The organism is Nonomuraea sp. NPDC001684, from assembly GCF_053596515.1.
This window is the reverse complement of sequence record NZ_JBSFGJ010000320.1, coordinates 1-10852: the sequence shown is the minus strand read 5'-3', so window position 1 is coordinate 10852 and position 10852 is coordinate 1. Positions and strand designations below refer to the sequence as shown.

At 70.1% G+C, this 10852-nt stretch carries 10 protein-coding genes; 6 read left to right on the top strand and 4 right to left on the bottom strand.

Going from position 1 to position 10852, the window contains the following annotated elements; genetic code table 11:
- Positions 1 to 156: 156 nt before the first annotated feature.
- Positions 157 to 1209, top strand: a complete 1053-nt coding sequence (locus ACWCSD_RS37485) for a L,D-transpeptidase (RefSeq protein WP_449922069.1) — start codon at positions 157 to 159, stop codon at positions 1207 to 1209.
- 100 nt (positions 1210 to 1309) lie between these two features.
- Here ACWCSD_RS37485 and trpD read toward each other — a convergent pair whose 3' ends face one another.
- Both trpD and ACWCSD_RS37475 read right to left on the bottom strand, forming a co-directional pair.
- On the bottom strand, positions 1310 to 2356 hold the full coding sequence (gene trpD / locus ACWCSD_RS37480) for an anthranilate phosphoribosyltransferase (protein ID WP_397162241.1): 1047 nt from the start codon (positions 2354 to 2356) through the stop codon (positions 1310 to 1312).
- A 6-nt stretch (positions 2357 to 2362) separates the two neighbouring features.
- Positions 2363 to 2761 (bottom strand): hypothetical protein, encoded by a 399-nt coding sequence (locus ACWCSD_RS37475; RefSeq protein WP_352353671.1) that lies wholly within the window; start codon positions 2759 to 2761, stop codon positions 2363 to 2365.
- 207 nt (positions 2762 to 2968) lie between these two features.
- Here ACWCSD_RS37475 and ctaE point away from each other — a divergent pair, with 207 nt between their 5' ends.
- From ctaE to qcrB, 4 genes are read left to right on the top strand one after another with little or no spacing between them, the layout of a single operon-like run.
- Positions 2969 to 3619 carry an aa3-type cytochrome oxidase subunit III gene (ctaE, locus tag ACWCSD_RS37470; protein ID WP_125630774.1) on the top strand — a complete coding sequence of 217 codons (651 nt, stop codon included), beginning with the start codon at positions 2969 to 2971 and terminating at the stop codon, positions 3617 to 3619.
- A 14-nt stretch (positions 3620 to 3633) separates the two neighbouring features.
- Complete coding sequence (gene qcrC, locus ACWCSD_RS37465) at positions 3634 to 4443, top strand: cytochrome bc1 complex diheme cytochrome c subunit (RefSeq protein ID WP_397162240.1); 810 nt, start codon at positions 3634 to 3636, stop codon at positions 4441 to 4443.
- Complete coding sequence (gene qcrA / locus ACWCSD_RS37460; protein WP_397162239.1) at positions 4440 to 5555, top strand: cytochrome bc1 complex Rieske iron-sulfur subunit; 1116 nt, start codon at positions 4440 to 4442, stop codon at positions 5553 to 5555. The genes qcrC and qcrA overlap by 4 nt, the downstream gene beginning before the upstream one ends.
- Complete coding sequence (qcrB, locus tag ACWCSD_RS37455) at positions 5552 to 7210, top strand: cytochrome bc1 complex cytochrome b subunit (protein WP_387666139.1); 1659 nt, start codon at positions 5552 to 5554, stop codon at positions 7208 to 7210. The genes qcrA and qcrB overlap by 4 nt, the downstream gene beginning before the upstream one ends.
- A gap of 254 nt (positions 7211 to 7464) precedes the next feature.
- On the opposite strand, the gene ACWCSD_RS37450 is transcribed toward qcrB, so the two are convergent.
- Both ACWCSD_RS37450 and ACWCSD_RS37445 read right to left on the bottom strand, forming a co-directional pair.
- A complete protein-coding gene (locus ACWCSD_RS37450) occupies positions 7465 to 7752 on the bottom strand; it encodes an Lrp/AsnC family transcriptional regulator (protein WP_125630767.1) in 288 nt (95 codons plus the stop codon).
- Positions 7753 to 7769: 17 nt separating this feature from the next.
- Complete coding sequence (locus tag ACWCSD_RS37445; RefSeq protein ID WP_397162238.1) at positions 7770 to 9494, bottom strand: DEDD exonuclease domain-containing protein; 1725 nt, start codon at positions 9492 to 9494, stop codon at positions 7770 to 7772.
- A gap of 136 nt (positions 9495 to 9630) precedes the next feature.
- On the opposite strand from ACWCSD_RS37445, the gene ACWCSD_RS37440 reads away from it, so the two are divergent.
- Positions 9631 to 10852 (top strand): serine/threonine-protein kinase (locus tag ACWCSD_RS37440; protein WP_449922064.1); only part of this gene is annotated, 1222 nt, incomplete at its 3' end.

The following is a 10852-nucleotide window of genomic DNA, read 5'->3' as shown; positions in this document are numbered from 1 at the left end:
GCGAACAGCGCCACCCAGTCCATCGCCTGCAGCGGGTCCTTCTCGGCCGACTCGGCCTGCAGCCGCCGGTGGAGCTGGTTGGCGCGGCGCTTGACGAAGGAGCTGACCGCGGTCGCGCGGCAGCCGGCGGTGGGCGTCACGCCCCAGGACAAGGCCGTGAACGTGGCCACCGACCAGCCCGTGGTGGTGTCCGCGCACGGCGGCACGATCAAGAGCGTCCGGGTGGACGGCGGCAAGGCTGGCCGGCTGAAGGGCGTCCTGAGCGGGGACGGCACCCGCTGGCGCAGCACGACCACCGCCCGGCCGAGCGCCGGCTACACCGTCACCGTCGTCAGCGTGGACGCCTCGGGCAAGCAGAGCGAGACCTCCAGCACGTTCACCACGGTCAAGGGCGACAAGACATTCGACATCCAGACGATCACTCCCAACAAGGACGACACCGGGCTGACGGTCGGCGTCGGCATGCCCGTCATGATCGCCTTCGACAAGCCCGTGAGCGACCGGGTGGCCGTCGAGCGCAACCTGACCATCCGCAGCTCCAAGCCGGTGGACGGGGCCTGGCACTGGTTCGACGACAGCCATGTGGACTTCCGGCCGGAGGAGTACTGGCCGGCGTACACGAAGGTGCGGCTGGAGGCGAAGCTGGCCGGCGTGCGCGGCGGCCCCGGCCTGTACGGCAAGCGCGACGTCACCCTCGACTTCAAGATCGGCCGCTCCCAGATCACCCGCGGCAGCACCGACGAGCACGTGCTGACGGTCCGCCGGGACGGCAAGCGCATCCGCACCATGCCGATGAGCGCCGGGCAGGGCGGCCAGTGGAAGTACTACACCACCTCGGGCGTGCACCTGGCGATGTCGCGGGAGCCGGTGACCGTCATGACCTCGCCCGGCATCGGCCCGGGACAGTCGGGCTACTACCAGCTCACCGTCTACAACACCGTGCGCATCTCCAACAGCGGCGAGTACGTGCACAGCGCGCCCTGGTCGGTGGGCTCGCAGGGCAACTCCAACGTCAGCCACGGCTGCGTGAACGTCAGCCCGGAGAACGCGGCCTGGTTCATCAAGAACACCCTGATCGGGGACCCGATCATCATCACGGGCTCGCCGCGCAAGCTGGAGCCCACCAACGGGTGGGGCCACTGGCAGGAGAACTGGAAGGACTGGCTCAAGTGGAGCACGCTCAAGGACGGCCCGAGCATCACCTTCTGACCGCCACCCGGCCCTGAGCAGGCCCTGGAGGCTCTGCCAGGGCTCCCGGGCACGCGTAAGCGCCGAAGGATGTGAGCGCGCCTCAGGGGCGCGCTCACGGTCACGACGGGCGGTAGGAGCTGCTGACCTCGATCCAGCGGCGCAGCGTGTCGGCGGCCGCGCCGGAGTCGATCGCCTGCGTGGCGCGCTCGTAGCCCTTGATCATCGCCGTGTCGAGGTCGTCGCCGGCGCCGTCGTGGGCGACCAGCGCGGCGGCGGTGTTGAGCAGGACCGCGTCGCGCACCGGCCCCTTCTTGCCGCCCAGCACGTCGTGCACGGCCTGGGCGTTGAACTGCACGTCGCCACCGCGCAGCGCGCCCGCGTCGGCCCGGGGGATGCCCAGGATCGCGGGGTCGAACCGGGCCTCGGTGGCCGTGCCGTCGCGGACCACCCACACCGTGGAGGTGCCGGTGATGGTCAGCTCGTCGAGCCCGTCGTCGCCGCGGAAGACCAGGGCGGACACGCCGCGCTCGGCGAAGACGCCGGCGATGACGGGCAGCATGCGGGCGTCGTAGACGCCGATGGCCTGGGCGCTGGGCCGGGCCGGGTTGGTCAGCGGGCCCAGGAAGTTGAAGACCGTGGGGACGCCGATCTCCTTGCGTGCGGGGCCGGCGAAGCGCAGCGCCGGGTGGTAGACGGGCGCGAAGCAGAAGGCGATGCCCGCCTCGCGCGCCACCCGCGCGGTCTGCTCGGGCGTCAGGTCGAGCCTGATGCCCATGTGCTCCAGGACGTCGGCGGCCCCGCACAGCGAGGAGGCCGAGCGGTTGCCGTGCTTGACGACCCTGGCCCCCGCCGCGGCGGCCACGATGGCGGCCATGGTGGAGACGTTGACGGTGTGGGCGCGGTCGCCGCCCGTGCCGACGACGTCGAGGACGGGCCCCTCGACGGTCAGCGGGGTGGAGAACTCCAGCATCGTCCTGGCCAGGCCCACCACCTCGGCCACCGTCTCGCCCTTGGCCCGCAGGGCCAGCGCGAAGCCCGCGATCTGGGCGGAGGTGGCGTTGCCCGAGAAGATCTCCCGCATCGCCCAGGCCGTCTCGTCGGCCGACAGGTGCTCGCCGGAAAGGAGCGCGGAGAACAGGGCAGGCCAGGTCGTCCGGGAGTCCATGGGCACCTACTTCGCGTTGAGTCGGGTGGCGGAACGGCGGCGCATCAGGTCGGCGACGGTGTCGGCCAGGACCATGGGCTCGATGGGCTGCGGGACGACGGCGTCGGCCTTGGACCACTCGGCCAGCCAGCGGTCGTCGCGCCTGGCGATGATCAGGCAGACGGGCGGGCAGTCGTAGACCTCGTCCTTGGCCTGACGGGAGACGCCCATGCCGCCGGCGGGCTGGGTCTCGCCGTCGAGGACCGCCACGTCGATCTCGCCGGAGCCGAGCCACTGGTGGACCTTGGGCTCGGTGGCGCACTCGATGATCTCGACGAGGGGCAGATCGGCCGCCGGCCGCCGGCCGATCGCCTGGCGGACCTCGGCCCGGGTGGTCGCGTCGTCGCTGTAGACGAGGACCCTCATCGTGTCGTCGGTGCTCCCAGAGGACGTCACTGTCGCGCTCACTATCGGTCGAAGCTGTATGGTCACCTGGATCGTACCGTTGCGCCGGGATGCAATCCCAGGCCACCGGGTCTGACAGGCGTTTTGTCCCAATTATCCCAGGTTGATGGCCGGTTTGTTCCTCCTAACGGGGGGTCGTTGGCCGGACCGAACACCGGAGCCGCAATAATGCTGCCCGTGGCGACAGCATCCGCAATAACTTCGACGACGACAGCACAGTCGTACCGACGGCCGAACCTGGTCAGTGTCGGGACGATCGTCTGGCTGTCCTCTGAGCTCATGTTCTTCGCGGCGCTGTTCGCGATGTACTTCACCATCCGGTCGGTGAGCGAGGGGAAGGGCATCGAGTGGGGCCCTGCCTTCCTTCCTGCAGGCGTTGAGGCAGAAGGCGCTCACCTGAACATCCCGTTCGCGACGGTCAACACGATCATCCTGGTCCTGTCGAGTGTGACGTGCCAGCTGGGCGTGTGGGCCGCGGAGAAGGGGCAGGTCGGCAAGCTCCGCTTCTGGTACATCGTCAGCTTCCTGATGGGCGCGATCTTCGTCGCCGGTCAGCTGTACGAGTACGGCGAGCTGGCGTCAGAGGGCGCGACCCTGTCCGCCAACGCTTACACCTCGGTGTTCTACCTGACGACGGGCTTCCACGGCCTGCACGTGACCGGTGGCCTGATCGCGTTCCTGTTCATGCTGGGACGCACGTACGCCGCGAAGCGCTTTACGCATGAGCAGGCCACCAGCGCGATCGTCGTGTCCTACTACTGGCACTTCGTAGACGTCGTCTGGATCGGTCTTTTCGCGACCATCTACATCATTCGTTAAGGAACGGGATCTCTGTGACTAGGATCACCGCTTGGCGGCGGCATCCCCTCGCGAGATACGCCGTCCTGATTTTGGCGTTGGCGCTGGTCGGGATGGTATACGCCGCCTTTGTCCAGGCGGGCAAGCCTGCCGACGCGGCGCTGGCGGCAGGCAAGGTCGACGACGTGGCCGAGGGCAAGAGCCTGTTCGTGGCCCACTGCTCGAGCTGCCACGGCATGAACGCGGAGGGCACCAACACCGCCCCCACGCTCGTCGGCGTCGGCGCCGCGGCGGTCGACTTCCAGATGAGCACCGGCCGCATGCCCGCCGCCAACCCCGGCCCGCAGGCGCCTCGCAAGCCTCCGGCCCACTGGGTCACCGAGGAGACGACCCGTCAGGTCGCCGCCTACGTGCAGTCGCTCGGCGGCGGCCCGCAGGTCCCGGGCAAGGAGCAGGTCGACCCGAAGCTCGGCGACGCCGGCAAGGGCGGCGAGCTGTTCCGGGCCAACTGCATCCAGTGCCACAACTGGGCGGGCTCCGGCGGTGCCCTGACGCAGGGCAAGTACGCGCCCAACCTCAACGAGTCCTCACCGACGCAGATCTACGAGGCGATGGTCACCGGCCCGCAGGCGATGCCGGTCTTCAACGACTCGACGATCACGCCTGAGGAGAAGCGCAGCATGATCGCGTACATCACCCAGGTACGTGAGCAGAAGGACCCCGGAGGGTTCGGCCTCGGGCGCATCGGCCCGGTCACCGAAGGTCTCGTAGCGTTCGTGGTAGGCATCGCCGCCCTAGCCCTCGCCGCCATCTGGATCACCGCGAAGAAGCGACAGAAGTCATGACAGACAACGAGCACGAGATCGAGCAGCCGGACGAACGCGTGCCCAAGCGCGTCATCGGCACTCCCGCGCCGGGCACGTCGATGCTGGGCGCCGCGGAGAAGGAAGACGTCGCCGACCGCGACGTCCCGGGCGTGACGCTGCAGGACGAGAGCAAGGCCGGCAAGGCCGAGAAGATCGTGGCGCTCTGCTTCGCGATCACCTTCCTGGCCGGCATCGCCTTCCTCATCTCCTACGTGGTGTTCCAGGTCGGCAGCCCTGAGGCGACGGGGGTCTCCAACCTCGCCCTCGGCGGCACGCTGACCCTGGCCGTCCTCGGCCTCGCGGTCGGCATCGTGGTCTGGGTCCGCCAGATCATGCCGAAGTACGCGCTGGTCCAGGAGCGCCACACGATGGCCTCCGACGAGGACGACCGCGAGGTCGTCTCCGAGACCTTCCTGCAGGGCGCCAACGAGAGCGGCTTCGTCAAGCGCAAGCTGATGCGCCGCACGCTGCTGCTGGCCGCCGCGCCGCTCGGCCTGGTGCCGCTGGTGCTGCTGCGCGACCTCGACAACTCCAAGATGCCTGGCGCGAAGTTCAACAAGCTGCTGCGCCACACCGTCTGGGGTGAGAAGACCAAGGAGGGCAAGCCGCTGCGCCTGGTCGTCGAGGGCACCGGCCAGCCGATCCGCGCGGCCGACTTCAACTCGCCCGGCGGCATCCTGTCGGTGGTGCCCGAGGGTTACGAGCACGACCTCAACGCGCTCGCCAAGGCCACGCTGATCCTGATCAAGTTCCGTCCGGAGGAGCTCAAGAGCGGCGTCAAGCAGAACTGGACGCACGACGGCATCGTCGCCTACTCCAAGATCTGCACGCACGTCGGCTGCCCGGCGGCGCTCTACGAGCAGACCACCCACCACATCCTGTGCCCGTGCCACCAGTCGACCTTCGACGCGGCCGACGGCGCGAAGGTCATCTTCGGCCCGGCCGCCCGGCCACTGCCGCAGCTGCCCATCACCGTCGACAGCGAGGGCTATCTGATCGCCCAGGGTGACTTCAACGTGCCCGTCGGTCCCAGCTACTGGGAGCGCGGCGACGCCGAGGCCGAGGCCAGGGAGAAGGGAGGCCAGGCATGAGCGACCTGAACGCCGTACCGAAGGCCATCGCCGGGCCGTCGACCTTCCTCGACGACCGTCTGGGCGGGGCGAACTTCCTCAAGCGCAACCTGCGCAAGATCTTCCCTGACCACTGGTCGTTCCTGCTGGGTGAGATCGCGCTCTACTCGTTCATCATCCTGCTGCTCACCGGTACGTTCCTGACGCTGTGGTTCAAGCCGAGCATGGGCGAGATCGCCTACGACGGCTCGTACGCGCCGCTCAAGGGCGTCATGATGTCGGAGGCCTACGCGTCGTCGCTGGAGATCAGCTTCGACGTCCGGGGTGGTCTGCTGATGAGGCAGATGCACCACTGGGCGGCCCTGCTCTTCGTGGCCGGCATGACGGTGCACATGCTGCGGGTGTTCTTCACCGGCGCCTACCGCAAGCCGCGCGAGCTCAACTGGATCATCGGCGTGCTGCTGCTGACCCTGGCGCTGGCCGAGGGCCTGACCGGCTACTCCCTCCCCGACGACCTGCTCTCCGGCGCCGGTCTGCGGATCACCGAGGGTGTGGCGATCTCGCTGCCGCTGGTGGGCACGTACATCACGTTCTTCCTGTTCGGCGGGGAGTATCCGGGCGAGGACGTCATCTCCCGGTTCTACTCACTGCACATCCTGCTCATCCCGGGCATCCTGCTGGCGCTGGTCTCGGCTCACATGGTGCTCATGTGGGTGCAGAAGCACACGCAGATGCCGGGCAAGGGGCGCAACAACAAGAACGTGGTGGGCGCGCCGTTCTACCCCGCCTTCATGGCCAAGGCGGGCGCCTACTTCCTGTTCACGCTCGCCGTGGTGTCGGGGCTGGCGACGTTCGCCCAGATCAACCCGATCTGGCTGTTCGGGCCGTACACGCCGGCGGACATCTCCGCCGGTTCGCAGCCCGACTGGTACATGGGCTTCCTCGAAGGCTCGCTGCGGCTCATGCCGCCGTGGGAGTGGAACCTGTTCGGCACGGCCCACGCGGGCACGTTGCCGATGAGCGTGATCATCCCGGCGCTGGTGCCGATGGGCATCATCATGACCGGTCTCGCGCTCTACCCGTTCATCGAACGGTGGGTCACCGGGGACAACCGCGAGCACCACGTCGCCGACCGTCCGCGCAACAACCCCCACCGCACCGCGATCGGCATCTCGGCGATGACGTTCTACGGTGTGCTGTGGCTGCTCGGCGCCAACGACGAGATCTCGGCCAACTTCCACGTCAGCCTCAACTGGACGACGTACATCGGCCGGGTGCTGGTCTTCGTCGGGCCGGCGCTGGCCTACCTGATCACCTACCGCATGTGCCTCGGCCTGCAGCGCAGCGATGCCGCGGTCATCGGGCACGGTGTGGAGTCGGGTGTCATCAAGCGGCTGCCGCACGGTGAGTTCATCGAGGTGCACACGCCGCCGTCCGACGACCTCGAGGCCCACATGCGGGGCAAGGAGGCGGTGGCGGCCCTGCCCGTGGACGAGGACGCCTCCGGCATCCCGCCCAAGGGCATGCGCGGCCCGCTCGGCAAGCTCCGTGGCCGGATGTCCAAGGCGTACGGCGGGGAGAAGATCCCGCTCGACGACGGGCACCACGGCGAGCACGGGGAGCACGGCGAGCACGCCGCGATCGGTTCCGGCGACGACCGGAGCCTCACCCACTAGGGTTTCGCCTGATCGAGATCGGCCCGGCCGGGGTTTCCCCGTCCGGGCCTTTCCGCGTTCCGGCCCACCGGCCGGGGACGATCGGGCCCGGGAAACGCGTCGGGCCCGGCCGAAGGACGGCCGGGCCCAGAAGACGGACACCGAAGACGGACGCCCAAGGCGGGCACCCAAGACGGACGCAGAAGCAGAAGCGGGCGCAGGCGCCGACGCTGAAGCGGATGCGGGGATTTACGCGGGGACCGCGGGGGAGCGGGTCAGTCGGATTCGGGGAAGCCGATCGAGAAGGCGGCGTCGAGATCGTGCCTGGAGTAGGTGCGGAAGGCGATGTGCGTCTCGGTGTGCTCGACGCCGTCGACCTTGTTGACCCGCCCGGGGATGACCTCGGCCACCTCCTCGTAGCGGGCGACCCTGACCATGGCGAGCAGATCCCATTCGCCGGTGATGGAGTAGACCTCGCTGACCCCGTCGATCTCGGCGATCGTCTGGGCGACCTCCGGGATCCGGTCTACCTCGGCCTTGATGTGGACGATTGCCGTGACCATGTATTAACTGTATCCGGTCATCGCAAAGGACGTCCCTCTCGGTCGCGCCGCTGATCAAGCCCGCGGTAGGCCAGGTCGATGCGGGCCTTGTGGCGGGCGGCGCCCCGGGCGGGCATCGACCACACGCCGTCGACCTCGACCAGCCGCACGCCCGGCGACTCCAGCCAGCGCAGGATGCACTCGGTCTCCTCGGCGCTGGCCGCGTGGACCGGGCCGGGGCCCGGGATGACGGCCTCGGCCATGGCCTTGAGCGAGGCGACGAACGGTGTGGGGTGGGCGCCCTTCGGCATCACGCCCGCCGCGGCCAGCCGCCCGTAGCGGACGACGTGGATGTCCCAGCCGCCGTCGAAGGCCGGGCTGGCGGCCACGAGCTCGGGGATGCGGGTGATGGCGCTCAGGCGCTGCATGCGGGCCGCCGCCCGGACGAACGCGGCCAGCCGGTCGCGGTCGACGGACGCCTCCTCGTAGCGCTGCTCGACCGACAGGCGCTCCATGCGGGCCGAGACGGCGGTGTAGACGAGCGAGGCGTCGGAGGTCATGGCCCGGCGGGCGCTCTCGACGTGCGCGGCGTACTCCTCCGGGCTCTCCTTGCCCGCGCAGGGCGCGCCGCAGCGGCCCATCTCGTGCAGGACGCAGGCCGCCCGGCGGGTGCGCAGGCTGATCGGCTGGGTGCACTGGCGCAGCGGGACGGCCTCGTGCAGGGCGATGCGGGCCTCGTCGGCCAGGCGGGAGCTGCTGAACGGGCCGAGGTAGGTGGCGTCGTCGTCCTTCAGCTCGCGCACGATCGACAGGCGGGGGAAGGGGCCGGCGGTGAGCTTGAGCCAGACGACCTTCTCCGGGAAGCGCGAGCGGCGGTTGTAGCGCGGCTTGGCGCCGCCGATCAGCCGCAGCTCCCTGACCTCGGCCTCCAGCCCGGTGGCGCAGACGACGTGGCGCACGCGCTCGGCGATGCCGATCATCTCGCGGATGCGCGGGCGGGTCTCGGCGGCCGTGAAGTAGGAGCGCACCCGGTTGCGCAGGTTGGTGCTCTTGCCGATGTAGAGCACCTCGCCGCGGTCGTCCTCGAAGAAGTAGACGCCCGGGGCGTGCGGGACGGACTCGGCCAGGTGGCGCTTGCGCTGCTGCTCCGGCGTGGGGGCGCGGACGAACGACTTCAGCTCCTCCAGCGTGTGGACCTGGAAGGAGCCGGCCCGCTCGATCAGCCCGTGGAGCACGTCGACGGTGGCCCTGGCGTCCTGCAGGGCGCGGTGGCACGGCTCGGTGGGGCTGCGGAAGAAGCGGGCGAGCGTGGACAGCTTGGCGTTGGGCGTCTCGTCGCGGGTCAGCACCCGCCGGGCCAGGTCGACGGTGTCGACGACCGGGTTGGCGGGCGGGGGATAGCCGTGGGCGGCGCAGGCGGCCTTGACGAAGCGGGTGTCGAAGCCCGCGTTGTGGGCCACCAGCGTGGAGCCCTTGATGAACTCGAGGAAGCTCGGCAGCACCGCCTCGATGCGCGGGGCGGCCACCACCATGGCGTCGGTGATGCCGGTCAGCACCGAGATGAACGGCGGGATCGGCCCGCCGGGGTCGACCAGGGTGGAGAACTCGCCCAGCACCTCACCCGCCCGTACCTTGACCGCGCCGATCTCGGTGATCGAGTCTTCGGCCGGCGAGCCGCCGGTGGTCTCCAGGTCGAACACGACGAACGTGACGTCGCTCAGCGGGGTGCCGAGCTCGTCGAGGGTGCCTTGTACCGCGTCCACGTTCCAAGACCATAGAGAGGGGGACCGACAGTTACTCCGCCGGACCACGCCGGAGCGCGGGGAAGGGGGCCCGGGGCGGCATGGGGGGACGTGCTCGAATAACCATCCTTCTTGATCCTTAGTTACCCTTCCCTTTATGTCCGCGGGAAGACTTGCCGGCCGCTACGCCCTGCTGCGCCCACTCGGCGCCGGCGGCATGGGGAAGGTGTGGCTGGCCAAGGACGAGATGCTCGACCGCGAGGTCGCGGTCAAGGAGCTCACCCTGCCCGAGGGCATGCCGTCCAAGGATCGCGCCGACGCGGTCACCAGGGCCGTGCGCGAGGCGCAGGCCACCGCCCGGCTGCGCCATCCCGGCATCGTGGCGCTGCACGACGTCATCGTCGAGCACGAGCGGCCGTGGCTGGTCATGGAGCTGCTGCGGGGCCGTACGCTGGCCGACACCGTGCGCGAGTTCGGCCCGATGCCCCCCGAGTACGCCGCCCGCGTCGGCGCCGACGTGCTGGAGGCGTTGCAGGCCGCCCACGCCCAGGGGCTGCAGCACCGCGACGTCAAGCCGGGCAACGTGTTCCTGACCGACAGCGGCAGGGTGGTGCTGACCGACTTCGGCATCGCCCGGCAGGAGGGGCAGGCCGCGCTCACCGAGCAGGGGCTCATGATCGGCTCGCCCGGGTTCATCGCGCCCGAGCGGCTGGAGGGCGAGCCCGGCGGCCCGTCCAGCGACCTGTGGTCGCTCGGCGCGACCCTGTTCGCCGCCGTGACCGGCGGGAACGCCTACCAGGGCTCGGTCGCCGAGCGGGTCAGGGCGACCGTGACGCAGCCGGTGCCGGTCGCGCCGGGGCCGCTCGGGCCGCTGCTGGCCGCCATGATGGCGCGCCATCCTGACGCCCGTCCCGATCCGCGCAACGTCGTGCACGCGCTCAGGCAGCTGGCCGCGGGCGGCCCGGCGCCGGTCCTGGCGGCCGGCGAGCAGGCCACCGCGCCCCGCCGGGTGGGGCGGCGCGGACGGCCGCTGCTGCTGTGGGGCGCGGTCGCGGCCGTGCTCGTGGTCGCCGCCGGGGCCACCGGCTTCGTCGTGCTGCGCGACGACGACGGGCCGCCGGCCGCGTTCACCGTGCCGATGGACGTGTGCACCCTGCTCACCCCGCAGGACGTCGGCGGCCTGCTGCGTACCCAGAGCCCGCCCAAGGCCCAGCCGGACAGCAACGAGGTGGGCCCGGAATGCGGCTGGCCGACCGCCGGCACCGGCATCGGGCTGCAGGTGCAGAAGGACTCCGACACCGTCGATCCCTGGTCGATGACCGCCGCCACGGCCCGCACCCTGTTCCAGAACCAGAAGCGCTACTGGGCCAAGTACGACC